The following is an 18,848-nucleotide window of genomic DNA, read 5'->3' as shown; positions in this document are numbered from 1 at the left end:
CGCCTCACTCCCCCAGGTACGCCTTCCGCACCTCGGGCGAGGCGAGCAGCTCGGCGCCGGTGCCCTGCATGACGATGTTGCCGGTCTCGAGCACGTAGGCGCGGTGGGCGAGCTGGAGCGCCTTGTGCGCGTTCTGCTCGACGAGCAGGAGCGCCACGCCCTCGCGGTTCACCTCGCGCAGCACGGTGAAGATCTTCTCCACCACCTGCGGCGCGAGCCCGAGCGACGGCTCGTCGAGCAGCATGAGGCGCGGCTTGCTCATGAGCGCGCGCGCCACCGCCAGCATCTGCTGCTCGCCGCCGGAGAGCGTGCCGCACACCTGCGTGCGCCGCTCCGCCAGGATGGGGAAGAGCGCATAGGCGCGCTCGGCGTCGCGCAGGATGCCGGCGCGGTCGCGGCGCAGGTAGGCGCCGAGCTCGAGGTTCTCGCGCACGGTCAGGTTGAGGAAGATGCCGCGCCCCTCGGGCGCGTGGGCCATGCCGCGCGCCACCAGCGCGTGCGAGGGCAGCCGGGTCACGTCCTCGCCGCGGAAGCGCACCGCGCCGCCGGAGGCGCGGATCATGCGGGAGACGGCGCGGAGCGTGGTGGTCTTGCCCGCGCCGTTCGCGCCGATGAGCGCCACCACCTGGCCGTCCGGGACCTCGAGCGAGAGGCCGCGCAGCGCCTCGATGGCGCCGTAGTGCACCCGCAGCCCGTCGACCTGCAGGATGGGCCCGCTCACGGGTGCGCCCCCGGCCCGGCCGGCCGCTCGATGTGCTTCTCCTCGAGGTACGCGTCGCCCAGGTACGCCTCGATCACCTTCGGGTCCTTCCGGATCGCCTCCGGCTTCCCCTCGGCGATGGTGACGCCGTGGTCGAGCACCAGCACGCGCTCGGAGACGCCCATCACGAGCCGCATGTCGTGCTCGATCACCAGGATGGCGAGGCCGAAGCGATCGCGGAGGTCGCGGATGAGCGCCATGAGCTCGAGCTTCTCGGCCGCGTTCATGCCCGCGGCGGGCTCGTCCAGGCACAGCACCTTGGGCCCGGTGGCGAGCGCGCGCGCGATCTCGAGCCGGCGCTGCTCGCCGTACGGGAGGTTGCGGGCGATCTCGCCGCGGCGGTGCGAGAGCCCCATCACCTCGAGGTAGCGCTCGGCGCGCTCCAGGATGCGGGCCTCCTCCTCGCGGTGGCGGCCGGTGAGCAGCAGCGCGTCGAAGAAGCCGGTGCGCGCGCCGGCGTGGCAGGCGATGCGCACGTTGTCGAGCGCCGACAGCTCCCGGAACAGGCGGATGTTCTGGAAGGTGCGGGCGATGCCGCGGGCGCAGATCTGGTGGGGCCGCTGCCCGTTCACTACCTCGCCGGCCACCACCACCTCGCCCTCGCTCGGCCGGTACACGCCGGTGATGGCGTTGAAGGCGGTGGTCTTGCCGGCGCCGTTCGGCCCGATGAGCCCGACCAGCTCGCCGGGCGCGAGCGAGAGGCTGAAGGACGAGAGCGCCTTCAGGCCGCCGAAGCGCATGGTGACCGACTTCACGTGGAGCGGGATCACGGCCGGCCCCCGTGGGTGGAGTCGTCGCGCACCGCGGTGGGCGAGGCGCCCTCCGGGCCGGTGGAGGCGCGCCCGCCGAACGGGCGCGGCCGCGGCAGCCGGCGGAACGGCGCCAGGTCCCACAGCTCGCGCGTGCCGAAGATGCCCTGCGGGCGGAGCAGCATGAGCACGATGAGCCCGGCCGCGTAGGCGACCATGCGGTACTGCTGGAACTCGCGGAGCCCCTCCAGCGCCACCGTGAGCACCACCGCCGCCACCACCGAGCCGGTGATGGAGCCGAGGCCGCCCAGCACCACCATCACCACCACCTCGATCGAGCGCACGAACGTGAACATGCGCGGGGTGGTGAGCAGGATGGCGTGCGCGATGAGCCCGCCGGCCAGGCCTGCGTACGCGGACGAGATCACGAACGCGCGCACCTTGTAGCCGGTGGTGTCCACGCCCATGGCCTCGGCCGCCACCTCGTCCTCGCGGATGGCGAACAGCGCGCGCCCCTGCGTCGAGACCGCGAGGCGCCGCGCCATCACCACCGTGGCGATGGCGGAGACGCCCACCCAGGCGATGTTGGTGTACGGCGGCAGGCCGGAGAGGCCGGTGGCCTGGCCCAGGAACTTCATGTTCTCGATGAGCGAGCGGATGATCTCGCCGAAGCCGAGGGTGACGATGGCGAGGTAGTCGCCGCGCAGGCGCAGGGACGGCATGCCCACCAGGAAGCCCGCCGCCGCCGCGGTGAGCATCGAGGCCCCGAGCGCGAGCGCGAACACGAGCTGGTCGGAGACGGCCTCGGGCAGGAAGGCGAGCTGCACGCCGGAGAAGGCGAGGGTGATCTTGGCCGCGGTGTACGCGCCCACCGCCATGAAGCCGGCGTGGCCCAGGCTGAACTGCCCGGTGAAGCCGTTCACCACGTTGAGCGAGACCGCCAGGATCACGTTCACGCCCACGTTCACGAGGATGAGCGTGTAGTCGGGCGGCGAGAGCGCCTGGACGGCGAGCAGGATGGGCAGGCCCACCAGGAACGGCAGGACGGAGCGGAGGACGGCCCGGGCGCGCGCCACTAGACCTTCTCCACCGTGGCGCGCCCGAACAGGCCCTCGGGCCGGACCAGCAGCACCAGGATGAGCACGGTGAACGCGATGGCGTCGCGGTACTGCGAGCTGGTGTAGCCCGCCACGTACTCCTCGGTGAGCCCGAGCACGAGCCCGCCCACCATCGCGCCGGGCACCGAGCCGATGCCGCCGAGCACCGCCGCCACGAACGCCTTCAGGCCGCTCATGAGGCCGAACAGCGGCTCGATCTTGGGCCGCGAGGAGGCGTTGATGATGCCGGCCGCGGCGGCGAGCGCGCTGCCCAGCACGAAGGTCCAGGAGATGATCCGGTTCACCGGGATGCCCATGAGGCCGGCGACCTGCGGGTCGAAGGAGGCGGCGCGCATGGCCATGCCGAAGCGGGTCCGGTAGACGATGAGCTGCAGCCCGGTCATGAGCACGAGCGCCACCGCCAGGCCGAGCAGGTCGATGCGCGGCACGGTGACGCCGAGGAACGTGAGCGGCTCGCCCAGCTCGAGGAGCGCCGGGAAGAAGCGCGGGCTCGGGCCGGGCGGGAACTCCACCGGCGAGCGGATCATGGGCGAGAGCTGGAAGCCGTACTCGAGCAGGAACGACACGCCGATGGCGGTGATGAGCGCGGTGAGCCGGGCGCGGTTGCGGAGCGGCCGGTAGGCGAAGCGCTCGATGAGGTAGCCGAGCGCGCCGCAGATCGCCATCGCACCCAGGGTGACGAGCGCCGCGCCCACCATCCCCGGCGCGCGGTCGGTGCCGGTGACGCTGCCGAGGTAGTACCCGGCGAACGCGCCCACCATGTACACGTCGCCGTGGGCGAAGTTGATGAGCTTCAGGACGCCGTAGACCATCGTGTAGCCCAGCGCGATGAGGGCGTAGATGGTCCCGAGCGACAGGCCGTTGACGAGGTGCTGCAGGAACTCGGTCACTAAGGATCGGTCTCCGCGGCCCGGCCGCTACTTCGCGGCCTGCGGCTGGTCCGGCTGCACGGTCGCGACGTAGTGGCCGGCGTTGCCCTTGATCTCCAGCACCACCGCGGGCTTCACCGCGTCGTGGTCGGCGTCGATGGAGATGACCCCGGTGACGCCGGGGTAGTCGCGCGTCGCGGCGAGCGCGTCGCGGATGGCCTCGCCGGAGAGGTCCTTCGCCCGGCCCATGGCGTCGGCGGCGATGCGGGCCGCGTCGTAGCCCTGGGCGGCGAGCGAGTCGGGCACCGCGCCGAACCGCTCCTTGTAGCGCTTCACGAAGTCCTGGATGCGCGGGGCGGGATCCTCGGGCGAGTAGTGGTTCGAGAAGTAGGAGCCCTCGAGCGCCTTGCCGCCGATCTCGTAGAGGCGGGCCGAGTCCCAGCCGTCGCCGCCCATGAGCGGCTGCTTCATGCCCAGCTCGCGCGACTGGCGCGCGATGAGCGCCACGTCCGTGTAGTAGCCGGGGACGTAGATGGCCTCGGGGTTCTTGCCCTTGATGTTGGTGAGCTGCGCCTTGAAGTCCTGGTCGCCGGCCTTGTAGCTCTGGTCGTCCACGATGGTGCCGCCGAGCTCCTTGAACTTCGCCAGGAAGAAGTCGGCGAGGCCCATCGAGTAGTCGTTGCCCACGTCGCGCAGCACCGCCACCCGCGAGATCTTCAGGTGGTCGCGCGCGAACTTCGCCATCACCGTGCCCTGGAACGGGTCGATGAAGCACACGCGGAACACGTAGGGGCGGATCTTCCCGTTCTCCTTGGTGACGCGCGGGTTGGTGGACGACGGCGTGATCATCGGGACGCGGTTCGCGTCGGCGATGGGCGCCATGGCGAGGGAGCGGGTGGAGGCGACCTCGCCGAGCAGCACCGCCACGCGGTCCTGGAGCACGAGGCGCGTCGCCGCGATGGCGGACTCCTCCGGCTTTCCCTGGTTGTCGTAGGTCTTGAGCGCGAGCGGCTTGCCCTTCACGCCGCCCTTCGCGTTGACCTCCTCGATGGCGAGCTGGATGCCCTTGTCCGTCGAGTCGCCGAAGGTGGCCTCGGAGCCGGTGAGCGAGCCGACGTGGCCGAGCAGGATCCGGTCGCCCGTCGCGACCGCGCCGGCCCCGGCGGGCGCGGGGGCGGCGGCGCCCTCCGGCTTCTTCTTCTCGCAGGCGAGGACGGCCAGGGCGGCGACGACGAGGGGCAGCGCGCGGGGGAAGCGCAGCATCAGGCCTCCGAAGTGGCAGAGAAAGCACGATTTTTTAGCACACGCCCGAGGCCTGGGCCACGTTTGCGCTCGCCGGACGGCGCACCGGTCGGGGCTGACCGGACGGTCGGTATACCTGGTGTGTCCCGTGTTCACATGACGCGGTCGTTGATCGGCGGCCTGACCCGCCGGTATGGTGCGCGACGCGATGCCGGCGCCGACGATCCTGCTGGTGGACGACAACCAGGAGCTGCTCACGCTCCTCGCCCGCCTGGTGGAGTCGGAGGGCTGGACCCCCGTGACCGTGAACCGGGGCCGCGCCGCCATCGACCGGCTGGCGCCGGTGAAGCCCGCCGCGGCGGTGGTGGACGTGCTGCTCCCCGACATGATGGGCTACGACGTCGCCCACGCGCTCCGGAACGCGAAGGTGCCGTTCGTGTTCATGACCGGCGTCTTCAAGGGCGGCCGGGCGGCCACCGAGGCGAGCGCCCAGCACGGCGCGTCCGGCTACTTCGAGAAGCCGTTCGACGCCCGCAAGCTCATGGACGCGCTCCGCGCCCTCCTGCCGCCGCCGAGCGACACGCCCACGCCGATGCCGATCCCGGCGCGGGCCGGCGCGACGCCGCCGCCCGTCCGGCGGGCGGCCGCCGCCCCCGAGCCCGACTTCGACGTGGAGGTGGCGGTCGAGTCGGACGAGCCGGTGGCCGCGATGGAGCTGACCGGCCGGGTGGTGGTGACCGAGGACGGGAAGGGCCCGGCGGTGCTGCGCGGCGAGGCGGTCACCGCGGGGCCGGTGGTGCCGCCGCCCCGCCCGCGCGCGCCGGTCCCCACGCCGCGCCCGTCGGCGACGCCGGTCCCGGACCTCTCCCGCACCGAGGGACGCCTCGAGGACAACCTCCCGCACCTCGTCACCGCCTTCCACCTGGCCCAGCAGACCGGCGCGCTCACGCTGCAGAAGGGCAAGGTGAAGAAGACCATCTTCTTCGACGCGGGCCGGCCCTGCTTCGCCATCTCCAACCTCGTCACCGACCGCTTCGGCGCGTTCCTGGTGCGGGTGGGGAAGCTCTCGTCCGCGCAGCTCGAGCAGGTGCGCGCCGAGGCCGAGCGCAGCCGCCGGCGCACCGGCGAGATCATGGTCGAGCTGGGGCTGCTGCAGGAGACCGAGCGGCTCTACTACCTCGCACAGCAGGTGAAGTCGATCGCGTACTCGGTGTTCGCCTGGGAGGAGGGCGCGTACCGGCTGCACTTCACCGACCGCGCCGCGCAGGAGGCAGTGCGGATCGAGCTGCCGCCCGCCAGCCTCATCAGCCGGGGCGTGAAGAAGCTGTACCGCCCCGAGCGGCTCTTCCGGCTGCTCGCCCCGGAGGACCGCCTCATCCCCTCGACGCAGCCCGCCTACGGGCTGCACGAGGTGGAGCTCGACCGCTGGGAGGCCGAGCTGCTGCCCAAGGTGGACGGCACGCGCACGCTCGCCGAGCTGGTGCACCTCGCGCACCGGCCCGCGCACGTGGTGTACGCGTTCCTGTACGGCCTGGTGGCGCTGCAGATCCTCGACCGGGCCTGACCCCGCGCCTGCCCGCCTGCCTTCGGACAGGCTCAGGCCCCTTCGACTCCGGCCGGGCTGGGCCCGGCCTACGCTCAGGGTGAACGGCCATTGGAGCGGCTCCCCGTCCGTGCGCGCAGGTCGCACCTTTGACGCGGAGCGAGACTTGCACGTCCTCGACGTCCTCTTCGGGCTGACCGCCGCCGGGCCGCGGTTCTTCGCGGACGGCTGGGGCGATCGGCGGCTGGTGAAGAGGCTCCAGCCGCTGCCCCTCGCCCGGCGGGCCCCGGCCCGGGTCGACGTCTCGCTGGGCCCGCCGCGGGCCGCGCACGGCGGCACGCTGCGCGACGGCTCCTTCCGGAGCCCGGAGTCGCGCCTCCCCGGCTGCGCCCGCGCCGCGCGCGTGCAGGTGCTGCTGCCCGAGGGCCCGCTGCGCGGGGTGGCGGTGCACCTCGCCGCCTCGGGCGACCAGGGGTTCGCGATGCGGCTCCGCTTCGCCGCGCCGCTGCTCGCGCACGGCCTCGGCGCGATCGTGCTCGAGAACGCGTTCTACGGCGCTCGCCGGCCGGAGCGGCAGGCGCGCCACGCGGTGCGCTCGGTCTCCGACCTCTACCTGATGGGCGCCGCCACCTTCCAGGAGGGCCGCGCGCTCCTCGCCTGGGCGCGCGAGGCGCTGGGCGCGCCGCGGGTGGGCGTCACCGGCTACAGCATGGGCGGGCAGCTCGCGGCCATGGTGGGCGCCTCGATGCCGTGGCCGGTCGCGACCGTGCCGCTCGCGCCCTCCTGCTCGCCGGACTCGGTGCTGCTCTCCGGCGTGCTGCGCGACGTGCCGGACTGGGCGGCGCTGGCGGGCGACGCGGCGGACCGCGAGGCGGCGCGGGTGGAGCTGTGCGCCGGCCTGTCGCGCTTCTCGGTGTGCGCCCTGCCGCCGCCGGTCGCGCCGGGCGCCGCCATCGTGGTGGGCACCGCCGCGGACGGCGTGGTGCCGCCGGCGGAGATGGCCCGCATCGCCGCGCACTGGAGCTGCGAGCTGCGCTGGCTGCCGGCGGGCCACGTCTCGGCGGTGCTGCGCCACCAGGGCGCGATGCGCGAGGCGATCCTCGACGCGTTCCTGCGGCTCGAGGCGGCGGAGCGCGAGGTCAGCCCGGCCGCGCCGGGAAGCGCCGGTAGCGGCCGGCGTGCCAGCAGTCGAGCCAGGTCGCGGCGGGCCGGACCGAGAGGCCGGGCGCCGGGGCGGTTGCGGTAGGCGCGAAGCGGGCCGCGTCGTCCGGCGCGGCGCCGAGCTCGATGGCCCCCTCGCCGAGCCGCGCCCAGGCGTCGCCCTCGCAGCGCGGGCACCGCAGCGTGAGCAGCGGCGCGTCGGGCAAGGCGAGCGTGCCGGCGTCGAGGATCTCGTCGGCGGTGAGCGGCGCGCGGCAGCTCGGGCAGGCGGCGGTGGGCGCGGGCACGCGAGGAACGAAATCTAGTCGAGGCGGGGACCGCCCCACAAGTTACCGTCAGGCGGTGGGGTCGCGGCCGATCTCCAGGGCCGGCACGTTCTCGACCAGCGCCAGGTGCTCCGGCGTCCGCAGCCGGTCGCGCACCCGGGCCGGGTCCGGCGGCGGACCCGCGTACGCGAGCAGCCGACCCACCCGGCCCCGGGCCTCGGCGACCCGCTCCGCGGGGATGCGACCCGCCTCCACCGCGGCCCGCACCAGGTCGATGGCCCGGTGCTGTACCGCGGGCGAGTGGCACACGAGCAGCGCGTCCACCCCGGCCGCCACCGCCCCCGGCGCCGACTCCTCCAGCGGGAAGTGCCCGGCCACCGCCTCCATCTCGAGGTCGTCGGAGATGGCGCAGCCGTCGAACCCGACCTCCTCGCGCAGCAGCCGCATCACCGTCGGCGAGAGCGTGGCCGGTCGGTCGCGGTCGAGCGCCTCGAACACCACGTGCGCGGTCATCACCGAGGCCACCCCGGCGCGCGCCAGCGCGCGGAACGGCGCCAGCTCCACCGCCCGGAGCCGCTCCAGCGCGTGCGGGAGGCGGGGCAGGTCGGTGTGCGAGTCCTGGCTCGTGTCGCCGTGGCCGGGGAAGTGCTTCGCGCAGGCGGCCACCCCGGCCGACTGGAGCCCGAGCGCGATGGCGGCGCCGAGCCGGCCGACCGTCTCCGGATCGCGGGAGAGGCTCCGGTCGCCGATGACCGGGTTGGCGGGGTTGGTGTCCACGTCCACCACCGGCGCGTAGTCCTGGTCGATGCCGACCGCCCGCAGCTCGCGGCCCAGCAGCGCGCCCACCTCGCGGGCCAGCCCGGCGTCGCCGACCTCGCCCACCGCGCGCATGGGCGGCAGCTCGGTGAAGCCGTGGCGCGCCCGCAGCCGCGCCACCCGCCCGCCCTCCTGGTCCACCGCGACGAGGAGCGGCCGCCCCGCCGCGCGCTTCAGCTCGGCGGTGAGCGCCGCCACCTGCTCGGCGCTCTCCACGTTCCGGGCGAACAGCACCACGCCGTGGACGCCGCGGCGGATGAGCTCCAGCACCTCGGGCGAGGCGGTCTTGCCGTCGAAGCCGACGCAGAGCAGGCCGGCGACCTGGGCGTCGAGGGAGGTCGGGGTGGGCACGGGGCGGATCCTAGCCGAGGAACCGGCTCACGCCAGCAACAGCCCCTCCAGGAAGAACGCCGCCACCCCCAGCGCGAGCAGGATGGACCAGAGCGGGAGCTGCCGCTCGCCCGCGCCCCGCGCGTCACCGTCCACCCGGGCGTGCGCGGCGCCGCCGAACCAGGCGGTCAGCTCGGAGGGCTCGAGCCGGCGGGTGTCCGACTCGCGGGGGTCGAACGCGACCGCGAACGCGAGCCGCGGCTCGACCCGCTGCTGCCCGCCGGCGGCGATCTTCACCTGCCACAGGCTCCGCTCCGGCGACAGCTCCAGCACGCCCGGCTTCTCCTCGGTCAGCCCGTCGCGCTCCAGCTCGGCGCGGGACCGCTCGCGGCCGTCCGGCCCGACGAGCGACACGAGCGCCTCGCCCTGGCCGAGCCGGAGCTTCCGCCGCGCGCCCACCACGCTGGGCGGCTCGCGCCGCTCCTCCAGCGCGCCGGCGAGGTAGCCGGCGAAGCGCTGCATGGCGGGCAGGAAGCTGGTGCGGATGGGCCAGTCGGTCCAGTCGCGGTCGGCGCTGGAGGTGAAGAGCATCACGCGCCCGCGGCCGCGCCGCGCCTCGACGAGCGCCGGCGCGCCGTCGTCGAAGCTCATGAGCACCTGCGGGGCGGCGCCGCGGGCCCCGGGCTTCGCCAGCATGTAGCGGCCGGTCCGGACCCCGAGCAGCCCCTCGCGCGCGTCGCCGGTGAAGATCGAGAGCGCCGGGTGGTCCCAGGCGACCTCGGCGAAGCGGGCCGCCCGCAGCGCGCCGGCCGGATCGCCGCGCGCGCCGGCGGTCTTCTCCACGTGGAGCGGCATGGGGAGGAGCGGTCCCAGCTCGCGGCCGTACAGCTCCGGATCCACCTGGTCGCCGAGCGACACGAACAGCCCGCCGCCCGCCTCGACGAAGCGGGCCAGCTCCGCGGCCTTGCCCCCGAGCGTGCGGACGTTGAGCAGGAACACCACGTCGAACTTCGACAGGTCGGTGCGCGGGAACGCCTCCGCGTCCACCAGCGTGGGGCGCACCGGCGAGGCGGGCGAGGCGAGCGCCGACTCCACGAAGTACGCCTCGTCGCGGTACTTCACCGGCGAGGGCGCGCCGTCCACCACCAGCGCCCGCACCTCGCGCGGCACCACCAGCGTGAGCGCGCGGGCGTCGTCGTCGGGCAGCCCGTCCTCGGGCAGGCTCACCTGCACCACCGCCGGCCCGCCCTCCGCGAACGCGTGCAGCAGCGACTTGCGGGTGGCGCCGCCCGCCGGCACCTCGGTGAAGGCGCGGATGGGCGTCTTCGCGGCGGGACCGGTGCCGACGGTGAGCAGGAGCGGCGCGTCCTTCAGCGGCGCGGCGGCGTGGTTCGCGAGGAGCGCGGTCACGCGGTAGCCGCGCGGGCCGGCGGCGGGATCCGGCTCGGCCTCGAGCCCCACCACCGCGTGGTTGGGGAGCCCCTCGCCACGGGCGGCGTCGAGCACGCTCACCTCCGGGCGCACCGCGCCCTGCGGCCCCTCGACCGCCGGCGCCGGCCCGTCGAGCCGCCAGGCCGAGGCGGCGAGGTCGGTCGCGACCACCACGCGCTTCGGCAGGCCCTCCTGCGCCTTCGCCGAGACGAGCGCGCGGAGCGCCGCGCCCACGCAGGCGCTGAGGTCGGAGTAGGCCGCGCTCGCCTGCGCGCGCTCCAGCACGCGGCGCACCGCGGCGCGGTCGAACGAGGGCGCCTCGGCCTGCGGCGCGCCGGCCCCGCACACCACCGCGGTGGCCGGCTCCTCCGGCGCGAGCGCCGCGAGCGCGCCGAGCGCGTCGGCGCGGGCGCGGTCGAACAGCGGGCGGTTGCCGAGCCGGTAGCGCATCGACCCGGAGGCGTCGAGCACGATGGCGGTGGCGCGCGGGCCGCGGGCCACCGCCTGGGCCGGGTCGCCGGGCTGCTCGGCGCGCGGGCGCGCGATGGCGGCGGCGATGGCGGCGAGGAGCAGCGTGCGCGCGGTGAAGAGCAGCACCTTCTTCAGGCGCAGCCGGCGCTGCGTCTCGCGGCGCGCGCGGAGCACGAAGTCGATGGCCGGGAACGGCGTCGGCCGCGGGCGGCGGCGGAAGAACAGGTGCACGACGAGCGGGATGGCCGCGGCGAGCAGCCCCCACAGCAGCGCCGGGTTCCCGAAGCCGAGGTTCACGCCGCCGACCTCTCGCGCCGCGCCAGGAACGGGAGCAGCACCTCCTCGAGCGGCCGGTCGGTGCGGCAGAGCGCGTAGTCCACGTCGGCCTCGGCGGCGGTGCGCTTCACCTCCTCGAGCCAGCGCCCCAGCACGTCGAGGTAGCCCTTCCGCACGTCGCGCCCGTGCGCCTCCACCTGCCGCGCGTCCTCCATGGAGAGGAACAGCGTCGGGTCGTCGAACGGGAACTCCAGCTCGGCGCGGTCGAGCACGTGGAACAGCGTCACCTCGTGCTTGCGCCGCCCGAGCTGGGCGAGCTGCCGGAGCACCTGGGCGTCGGGGTCGAACAGGTCGGAGAACACCAGCACCGACGAGCGGCGCGGCGCGTGCTCGATCACCCAGTCCACCGCGGCGGCGAGCCGCGTCGTCCCCTCGGCCTTCGCGGACTCGAGCGCGTCCAGCACCGGCACGAGGTGCCCGGCCGAGGCGCGCGGCGGGATGGCGCCCGCCACCTGCCCCTGCACCAGCACCAGCCCGGCCGCGTCCTGCTGGCGCACCAGCAGGTACGCGAGCGAGGCCGCGAGCGCGCTCGCGTACTCGAGCTTGGTCATGCCGGCGGGGTCGGAGCGGTAGCCCATCGAGCCGGACGCGTCCACCACCAGGTACGCGCGGAGGTTCGTCTCCTGCTCGAAGCGCTTCACGTAGTACTTGTCGAACTTCCCGTACGCCTTCCAGTCGATGTGCCGGATCTCGTCGCCCGGCGCGTACTCCTTGTGCTCCGCGAACTCGACCGACTGCCCGTGGTGCGGCGACTTGTGGAGCCCGGTGAGCACGCCCTCGGTGATGGCGCGCACCCGCAGCTTCAGCGTCCCGAGCCGGGCGAGGACCGCGGGGTCGAGGAGCGGGGGCTTGCGGGGGTCGGTCATCGGGGAGGGCCTTCGCCGTTGGAGGGGCCGCGATCCGGCCGGTCGCGTCCGAGCCCCAGCCGGCGGATCTCGCCCCAGTCGTCGCGGATGAGCGCCTCCTTCTTGGCCCGGCCCCAGCGCTTCACCTGGCGCTCGCGCAGGAACGCCTGGTCCCGGCTCGCGAACTCGGCGCTCCAGACCAGCACGACGGGGCGGCGGGTGGCGGTGTATCCGCCGAACGCGCCGTCCTGGTGCTGGGCCACGCGCGTGTCCAGGTCGTCGGTGTGGCCGACGTAGTAGCTGCCGTCGCTGCAACGAAGCATGTACACGAAGAAGTGGATCCCGCGCTGGTGAGCCATCTGACGCTCCGCTCATGGTGAGCCTGTCGAACCATGAGCGGGGTGCAACTGCCTTGCCTGCTCCGCGTCCCCCGCTCACCCTTCGACAAGCTCAGGGTGAGCGGGCTGGAATCCGCTCGGGGTGACCCTTCGACTCCGGCGGGCCTTCGGCCCGCCTACGCTCAGGGTGAGCGGATCATTTGAACCCCCGCTCATCCCGAGCGTAGGCCGCGCCGTCAGGCGCGGCCGGAGTCGAGGGACGAACCATGAGCGGGGTGCAACTGCCCTGCCTACCCCCTTCGCTCACTTCCCCTCCAGCAGCCGCTCCACGATCTGGGCGCTGGTGACGCCCTCGGACTCGGCGCGGAAGTTCGTGATCACGCGGTGCACGAGCACGTACTTCGCGAGCGCCTTCACGTCCTCCTCGCTCGCGGCCATGCGGCCGTCGAGGATGGCGCGGCTCTTGGCGCCGAGGATGAGGTACTGGCTGGCGCGCGGACCGGCGCCCCAGGAGACGTTCTCCTTCACGAACTGCGGCGCGCCGGGCTCGTTCGGGCGGGTGCGGCGCACCAGCTCGACGGCGTACTGGATGACGTGGTCGGCGGCGGGGACGCGGAGGACGAGGTCCTGCAGCTCGCGGATCTTGGAGGGCGAGAGGATGCGCCGGAGCGCCGGGCGCTTCGCGACGGTGGTGGAGCGGACGATCTCCAGCTCCTCGGTCGCGCTCGGGTAGCCGACCGGCACGTAGAACATGAAGCGGTCGAGCTGCGCCTCGGGCAAGGGGTACGTGCCCTCCTGCTCGATGGGGTTCTGCGTCGCGAACACCAGGAACGGCAGGTCGAGCGGGTAGGTCTCGCCGCCGGCGGTGACCCGGTACTCCTGCATGGCCTGCAGGAGCGCCGCCTGCGTCTTCGGCGGCGTGCGGTTGATCTCGTCGGCGAGCAGCAGGTTCGCGAAGATCGGCCCCTGCACGAACCGGAAGGCGCGGCGCCCGGTGGTGTGGTCCTCCTCCAGCACGTCGGTGCCGGTGATGTCGGAGGGCATCAGGTCGGGCGTGAACTGGATGCGGTTGAAGGAGAGGTCGAGCACCTCGGCCACGGTCGAGATGAGCAGCGTCTTCGCGAGGCCGGGCACGCCCACGAACAGGCAGTGCCCGCGCGCGAACAGCGCCACGAGCAGCGCGTCCACCACCTCGCGCTGGCCCACGATGCGCTTCTCGATCTCGCCGAGCAGCATGCGCCGCGCCTCGTGCAGCTCCTGCACGGCGCGCAGGTCGGACTCGGGGGCGGGGAGGGGCGGCGGGGCGTTCGGGACGTCGGTCATGGGTGCTCCTCCGGGCGTGCGCCCTCTGCGTCTCGGCCGCCCAGTATCCGCTCGAACCGCGCCTCGCGCGACGCGCCGCCGGGGTCGCCGAGCGCGGTGAGCACGCGGGCCAGGCCGGCGTGGATCTCCGGGTCGAAGGGGTCCTGCCGGTTCGCGACCAGCAGCCGGTCGCGCGCGGCGGCGAGCTCCTTGCGCTCGTACAGGAGCCGCGCCAGCTGGACGTTCAGGGCCGGGTAGTCGGGGTTCCAGTCGAGCGCGCCGCGGAGCACCTGCTCGGCCTCCTCGCCCTCGCCGGACATGGTCGCGGCGAGCGCGAGCTGACCCGAGAGGATGGGGAAGCGTGCGCCCACGCGCGCATGCGCCTTGCCGTACTCGATGCGCGCCGCCGCCCAGCGCCCGCGCGCGCGGTAGATCTCGCCGAGCCGCGCGAAGCCGCGCGCCTCCGGGTCCGGGATCTCGGCCCACTCGGCCCAGGCGCCGCCGTGCTTCGGGTCGTCCTTGAAGCGGAGCTTCTTCAGCTCGTGCTCGCCGCCGCGCGGGAGCGGGCGCGCCGCCATGTACTTCCGCCACTCGCCCAGGAACCGCTCGAACGGCATCCCGGTGGCCCGCGCCACCGCCTCGTCGGCCTCGACGCCCTCGCCCACCAGGCCGGTGACGCGCGCGAGCACCTCCGGCCCGGAGCGCTTCACCAGGTACTCCACCGCCAGCACCACCTGCGCGTAGGCGAGCGCGGCCCGCTCCTGCGACGGGAGCTTCGCGAGCGAGGGGTGCATCTCCTGGAAGGTGACGAGCGTGTTCTTCGCGATCGCGTCCTTCACCAGCGCCGCCGAGATCGGGCTCAGCGGATCGACCCGCCCGCGCCAGGCGGACTCGAACCACTTCGCGAGCCCCTCCTGCAGCCAGATGGGCGCGCGGTTGCCGGTGCGGGCGGTGACGACGTCGTGCGTGTACTCGTGCGCGGCGGTGTCGAGCCAGTCGTAGCCCTTCAGCAGCGCCTTCGGCGACAGCAGCATGAGCTTGCCGAACTTCGCCACCGCCACCGTGCCGCTGGTGCGGATCTCCGCCTCGGTGAGCGTCGAGACCTTCGCCAGCTCCTTCACGTCGTTCACGATCTCGACGGTGAGCCGGCGCGCCGGCGGCTCGCCGAGCGCCTTCGAGAGCGCGGCGCGCTGCCGCTCCAGCGCGTCCACCAGGTACGGCACCAGCACCTCGTCCTTGCCCTTCGGGTAGGACACGACGAAGTGCTCGCTCTCGGAGCGGGCGTGGTCCTTCGTGACCTCGCGCGCCGCCCGCGCCAGCTCCAGGTAGCCGCCCGCCTTGCCCGCGCCGGAGGCGGTGATGAGCGCGATGGCGTCGTCGTAGCGCTGGTCGAAGAAGCGCAGCACGCCGCCGGCGAGCTTCACCGCGTCCGGCGCGTCCTCGAACGGCTCGAGCGGCTCGAGCAGCGCCCGGGCCGCCGGCAGGTCCTCCTGCGCGAGGAGCTTCAGGGCCTTGAAGGCGGTGCGCTCCACCGCATCCCGCTCACCCTGAGCGTAGGCGCGGCCGCCAGGCCGCGCCGGAGTCGAAGGGTCACCCTGAGCCGAGGCCGGCACCATCACGACCAGCGCCAGCGCCGCGAGGAGCCCTGCAGCGATCCTGCGCTTCCGCTCGCGGTTCGACGGGCTCACCGCGAGCGAACCTCCCGAACACCGCTCGTCCTGAGCCTGTCGAAGGACGGGCGGCGACGGCTCGCATCGGGCGATGGCGGCCCTCACTTGACCAGCTCCTCATAGTAGCGCTGCACCTCGCCGCGGTACCGCTCCGGCGCGCCCTGCTTCATGGCGTCGAGCAGGTCCTTGCGGAACTCCTCGGGCACGCGGTGCGCCTCGGCGCCCGGGATCTTCACCTTCTCGCGCGAGGCCTCGCGGCCGTCGCCCTCCTGCTCGCTGCCCGACTCCGCGAACGGGAACGGGAAGCCCTGGCCCCCGCCCGACCCGCCGCCCTTCTTCGCCGCCTCCTCGAGCCCCTTCTGCAGGCGCGAGAGCGCGTCCATGGCCAGCTCCTGCTGCCCGTGGCCGCGCTGCGGGTTGCGGGCGCCCAGCTCGGCGGCCGCCTCGCCCATGTGGCCGCGCGACTCGGACAGCTCCTGCTGCGCCGAGGGCGGGAACACCGGCGCCTTCTGCGAGAGGTCGTAGAGCTGCGACTGGAGCCGCCCCGCCTTGCGCTCGAGCTGGTCCTGCTTCTGCGCGAGCTCGCCCAGCTTCCGCTGCTCCTCCTGGCCCAGCACCTGGCGCGGGTCCGGGAACATGCGCTGCAGCTTCTCGCGGATCTCGCGCACCTTCGGCACCGCGTCCATGGCGTGCTTGCGCGCGTCGGCCACCTGCTCCGGCTCGCGGCCGGTGAGCGGCGCGCCGCGGTCGCCGAGCGCCGCGTCCTCGTCGAGCTCCATCGCGAGCCGCTCCACCGACGGCTGCGCCCGCATCACCGCCTCGGCCGCGCCCTCCAGCTCGCGCATCCCCAGCGCCCGCTCCAGGTCCTTCAGCGCCTCGCGCGACAGCTCGTACTCCGGCTCGGCGCGCATGGTGACGCCGGGCTCGGCGCGGTCGAGGTCCTGCCGCGCCTTGCCGGCCAGCTCGGCGAGCCGCTTCAGGTCGCCCTCGGCGCCCTTCATCCGGTCGGCGATCTTCTGCCGGTAGCGCCGGCGCACCTGGTCCGTCTCCTCGGCGGTGCGCCGCTGCTCCGACTGCACCTGCTCGAGCTGGTCCTTGAACGCGAGCATCTCCTTCATGAGCTGCTGCGCCTTCTCGTCCGGGCGACCGGCGGTGCGCTCCAGGCCGGCCAGCATCTGGTCCATCGCGCCCGCCAGCTGGTCGAGCGCCTTCATGGCGCCCTCGACGTCGCCCGCCGCGAGCTTCTTCTCGACGTCGTCGAGCCCGCCCACGAGGTCCTGCGACCTCGCCAGCTCCGCGAGCGCCTCCTCGTTCATGTGCTCGTCGTTGAAGCCCTTCGACAGCTCGGCCATGCGCGCGAGCAGGTCCTTCACCCGGTCCTTCATGCGCGAGATCTGGGCGAGGACCTCCTTCTTCGCGGCCTCGGTGGGCGAGGCCCGGTACTTCTCGAGCAGGCCGGCGAGGTCGCGGCGCCGCTGGGCCAGGTCCTTCGCGAGGCGCACCAGGTCCTGGGCGCGCTGCTTGTCGAGGAGCTGCTCGAGGTACAGGACGCCCTTCTCCATGGTGGCGTCGAGCGCCGCGTCGGCCGAGGTCATGTTCCGCACCAGCGAGGCGTCCGGCCTCACCCGCACGCGGATCGCCTGCCCGATGGCGGCGCGGAGGGCGGCGACGCGCTGCTCGGCCACCCGCACGTTCCCGGACACGTTCTGCAGCGCGGCCGCGACCTCGCGGGCGCCGGCGGGGTCGCGGCGCAGCTCGCGGGCGGCGTCGCGCAGCATGTCGGTGAGCCGGCGCGTGCGCGCGTCGAGCTGCTGCGCCACCGGCAGCCGCTCCGCGGTCGCGACCGGGCCGTCCGAGAGCGTCTCGAGCCGGTCGCCGAGCAGCGCCACCAGCTCCTCGAACGCCTGGCGCGCGCGCTCCAGCACCGCGCGGCGGTGCTCGGCCTCGGAGTAGACCTTCACGAGCTGGTGCTCGGAGGCGGCGGTCTTCGGGCCCGAGACCGTGTCGCCGTCCACCGCCTCGATCCAGTACTCGAGCGCCTCGCCCTCGGCGAGCCGCTCCGGCGCGAGCGCGAGCTGCTGCGTGCCGCCGTCGCGGCGCAGCCCGTCGCCCTTGCGCAGGACGCGGCGCTGCGGCTCGCCCGCCGGCGGCTTCACCACGAGCGCCACCTCGGACAGGCCCACGTCGTCCTCGGCCTGCCACTCGATCGCCACCACCGCGTTCGCGTCCACCTCCAGCTGGCGCTCCGGCGCGGTGATGCGCGCCTGCGGGGGCAGGTCCACCTCGACGGCGATGGGGATGGGCGGCCCCTCGGCCACCACCCGGCCCTTCGCGTCCAGGTAGCGGAAGCGGTAGCTCCCGCCCTGATCGACCACGAAGCGGCCGGAGAGGTCCCGGCCGCCGGCGACGGCGAGCGCGCGGCGCTTCAGGATGGGGGAGTCCGCCCGCCCCTCGACAGGCTCGGGGTGAGCGGACTTCGATTCATCCGCTCGTCCTGAGCTTGTCGAAGGACGGCCCCTCGACTCCGGCCGGGCTGGCGCCCGGCCTACGCTCGGGGTGAGCGGATCTGGTTCGCCCCCGGCCCCGGTCCCCTGCGCCGCTCCCCCCTCGACAGGCTCGGGGTGAGCGGAGTTCGAGTCATCCGCTCGCCCTGAGCCCGTCGAAGGGCGAGCGGGAGCGGGCACCAGCCCCTCCTGCTCGATCACGAGCTCCGCCGCGACCACCGGCCGGTCGGCGCGGGTCTTCAGCTCGACCTCGGTGCCGCGGGGCGCGCGCACCTCGCCGCCGGTGCCCGACAGCGTGCGCGGGTCGCGCTTCATGTAGGCCGGGTAGCGGTAGGTCAGCTCGATGTCGCCGGTGATCGGGTCCGCCTGCACCGCCGGCGCGCCGGGGGGATCGCCCCCGAGGACGCGGCCGTAGGCGGCGCGGAACCCCTGCCCCAGGCCGGCGAGCCCGAGCAGGTGGAGGCCCAGCACCGCGGCGAGCGCCCACCCCGCCCGGCGGGCCCCGTGGTCCGGGATGGCGCGGGCGAGGTCGAGCCCGCGGGCCCGCTCGGCGGTGAGGTCGAGGTGCGCGTCCAGCAGCTCGACCGACAGCTCGCCGGACGCGGCGAGGAGCGGGCGGGCGCGGGCCAGCTCCACGGAGGAGAGGAGCGCGGAGCGGAGGGCCGGCTCGCCGGAGGCCACGGTGCGGGCGGCCGCCTCGTCGTCGCGCGCCCCGCGGAGGAGCGCCCGGACGGCGGCGATGGCGGCCCCGAGCACGGCCAGGCCGGCCCCGCCGAGCGCCACCAGGCGGAAGCCGGTCCGGGCGCCCGCGGAGAGGGCGATCGCGCCGGCGAGCAGGCAGAGCAGGGCCGCGGCGCCGCCCCCGGCCGCCGCCGTGAGGAGGACGACCCGGACCTGCCGCCTGCGCGCCCCCTGGAGGACGCGGGCGATATCTGCGTAGGCGCCGGCCATGTGCCCCTGTCGAACCGTGGTAGCCACCGCACATTCCGGCGGTTCCCGGAAGGATAACGCGGGGGAACGCGCGGGGTGAGCCGATCCGCTCCGCCCGGGCGGCGGATCGCCGCGGCGCGATCGGCGTGGAGACCCTCCCCCGGCGG

The 18,848-nt window shown here is 74.4% G+C and carries 15 protein-coding genes; 2 read left to right on the top strand and 13 right to left on the bottom strand.

What is annotated here, in order from left to right; translation table 11 throughout:
• Positions 1-4 precede the first annotated feature (4 nt).
• Genes ACOQFB_RS21995 through ACOQFB_RS21975 form a run of 5 tightly spaced genes read right to left on the bottom strand, consistent with a single transcriptional unit; the run spans position 5 to position 4,759 of the window.
• Positions 5-721, bottom strand: a complete 717-nt coding sequence (locus ACOQFB_RS21995; protein ID WP_059435772.1) for an ABC transporter ATP-binding protein — start codon at positions 719-721, stop codon at positions 5-7.
• On the bottom strand, positions 718-1,530 hold the full coding sequence (locus tag ACOQFB_RS21990) for an ABC transporter ATP-binding protein (RefSeq protein WP_059435773.1): 813 nt from the start codon (positions 1,528-1,530) through the stop codon (positions 718-720). The genes ACOQFB_RS21995 and ACOQFB_RS21990 overlap by 4 nt, the downstream gene beginning before the upstream one ends.
• On the bottom strand, positions 1,527-2,585 hold the full coding sequence (locus ACOQFB_RS21985; RefSeq protein ID WP_059435774.1) for a branched-chain amino acid ABC transporter permease: 1,059 nt from the start codon (positions 2,583-2,585) through the stop codon (positions 1,527-1,529). The genes ACOQFB_RS21990 and ACOQFB_RS21985 overlap by 4 nt, the downstream gene beginning before the upstream one ends.
• Complete coding sequence (locus tag ACOQFB_RS21980) at positions 2,585-3,517, bottom strand: branched-chain amino acid ABC transporter permease (protein WP_059435775.1); 933 nt, start codon at positions 3,515-3,517, stop codon at positions 2,585-2,587. Before ACOQFB_RS21980 ends, ACOQFB_RS21985 begins: the two co-directional genes overlap by 1 nt.
• Before the next feature lie 27 nt (positions 3,518-3,544).
• On the bottom strand, positions 3,545-4,759 hold the full coding sequence (locus ACOQFB_RS21975) for an ABC transporter substrate-binding protein (RefSeq protein WP_421609527.1): 1,215 nt from the start codon (positions 4,757-4,759) through the stop codon (positions 3,545-3,547).
• A 187-nt stretch (positions 4,760-4,946) separates the two neighbouring features.
• Between ACOQFB_RS21975 and ACOQFB_RS21970 the strand changes: the two genes are divergently transcribed.
• Together ACOQFB_RS21970 and ACOQFB_RS21965 are read left to right on the top strand one after the other, a co-directional pair.
• A complete protein-coding gene (locus ACOQFB_RS21970) occupies positions 4,947-6,302 on the top strand; it encodes a response regulator (RefSeq protein WP_421609526.1) in 1,356 nt (451 codons plus the stop codon).
• Positions 6,303-6,447: 145 nt separating this feature from the next.
• The gene (locus ACOQFB_RS21965) at positions 6,448-7,527 is read left to right on the top strand and encodes an alpha/beta hydrolase family protein (RefSeq protein WP_421609525.1); all 1,080 of its coding nucleotides are present in this window, start codon (positions 6,448-6,450) and stop codon (positions 7,525-7,527) included.
• Here the strand turns inward: ACOQFB_RS21965 and ACOQFB_RS21960 are convergent.
• The 8 genes from ACOQFB_RS21960 to ACOQFB_RS21925 form a co-directional block, all read right to left on the bottom strand.
• Positions 7,421-7,729 carry a hypothetical protein gene (locus ACOQFB_RS21960; RefSeq protein WP_059435778.1) on the bottom strand — a complete coding sequence of 103 codons (309 nt, stop codon included), beginning with the start codon at positions 7,727-7,729 and terminating at the stop codon, positions 7,421-7,423. The genes ACOQFB_RS21965 and ACOQFB_RS21960 overlap by 107 nt on opposite strands.
• A gap of 48 nt (positions 7,730-7,777) precedes the next feature.
• Complete coding sequence (gene nagZ / locus ACOQFB_RS21955; protein WP_421609524.1) at positions 7,778-8,875, bottom strand: beta-N-acetylhexosaminidase; 1,098 nt, start codon at positions 8,873-8,875, stop codon at positions 7,778-7,780.
• 27 nt (positions 8,876-8,902) lie between these two features.
• Entirely contained in the window at positions 8,903-11,053 is a 2,151-nt protein-coding gene (locus tag ACOQFB_RS21950) for a BatA domain-containing protein (RefSeq protein ID WP_494492368.1), read from the bottom strand.
• Entirely contained in the window at positions 11,050-11,958 is a 909-nt protein-coding gene (locus ACOQFB_RS21945; RefSeq protein WP_421609522.1) for a DUF58 domain-containing protein, read from the bottom strand. The genes ACOQFB_RS21950 and ACOQFB_RS21945 overlap by 4 nt, the downstream gene beginning before the upstream one ends.
• Entirely contained in the window at positions 11,955-12,296 is a 342-nt protein-coding gene (locus tag ACOQFB_RS21940; RefSeq protein WP_202813213.1) for a GIY-YIG nuclease family protein, read from the bottom strand. The genes ACOQFB_RS21945 and ACOQFB_RS21940 overlap by 4 nt, the downstream gene beginning before the upstream one ends.
• A 282-nt stretch (positions 12,297-12,578) precedes the next feature.
• Positions 12,579-13,598 carry an AAA family ATPase gene (locus ACOQFB_RS21935; protein WP_059435782.1) on the bottom strand — a complete coding sequence of 340 codons (1,020 nt, stop codon included), beginning with the start codon at positions 13,596-13,598 and terminating at the stop codon, positions 12,579-12,581.
• On the bottom strand, positions 13,595-15,109 hold the full coding sequence (locus ACOQFB_RS21930) for a peptidase MA family metallohydrolase (RefSeq protein ID WP_421609521.1): 1,515 nt from the start codon (positions 15,107-15,109) through the stop codon (positions 13,595-13,597). Before ACOQFB_RS21930 ends, ACOQFB_RS21935 begins: the two co-directional genes overlap by 4 nt.
• A gap of 239 nt (positions 15,110-15,348) precedes the next feature.
• On the bottom strand, positions 15,349-18,702 hold the full coding sequence (locus ACOQFB_RS21925) for a hypothetical protein (RefSeq protein WP_421609520.1): 3,354 nt from the start codon (positions 18,700-18,702) through the stop codon (positions 15,349-15,351).
• Positions 18,703-18,848: the final 146 nt, after the last annotated feature.

Origin of the sequence: Anaeromyxobacter sp. Red801 (assembly GCF_049201065.2) — a bacterium.
GTDB lineage: Bacteria > Myxococcota > Myxococcia > Myxococcales > Anaeromyxobacteraceae > Anaeromyxobacter.
This window is presented reverse-complemented; position numbering and strand designations above follow the sequence as displayed.

Excerpts from the sequence above, each read along its gene's own strand:
- ACOQFB_RS21940 (WP_202813213.1), bottom strand. The coding sequence starts at position 12,296 with ATGGCTCACCAGCGCGGGATCCACTTCTTCGTGTACATGCTTCGTTGC.
- ACOQFB_RS21945 (WP_421609522.1), bottom strand. The coding sequence starts at position 11,958 with ATGACCGACCCCCGCAAGCCCCCGCTCCTCGACCCCGCGGTCCTCGCC.
- ACOQFB_RS21975 (WP_421609527.1), bottom strand. The coding sequence starts at position 4,759 with ATGCTGCGCTTCCCCCGCGCGCTGCCCCTCGTCGTCGCCGCCCTGGCC.
- ACOQFB_RS21935 (WP_059435782.1), bottom strand. The coding sequence starts at position 13,598 with ATGACCGACGTCCCGAACGCCCCGCCGCCCCTCCCCGCCCCCGAGTCC.
- ACOQFB_RS21970 (WP_421609526.1), top strand. The coding sequence starts at position 4,947 with ATGCCGGCGCCGACGATCCTGCTGGTGGACGACAACCAGGAGCTGCTC.
- ACOQFB_RS21925 (WP_421609520.1), bottom strand. The coding sequence starts at position 18,702 with ATGGCCGGCGCCTACGCAGATATCGCCCGCGTCCTCCAGGGGGCGCGC.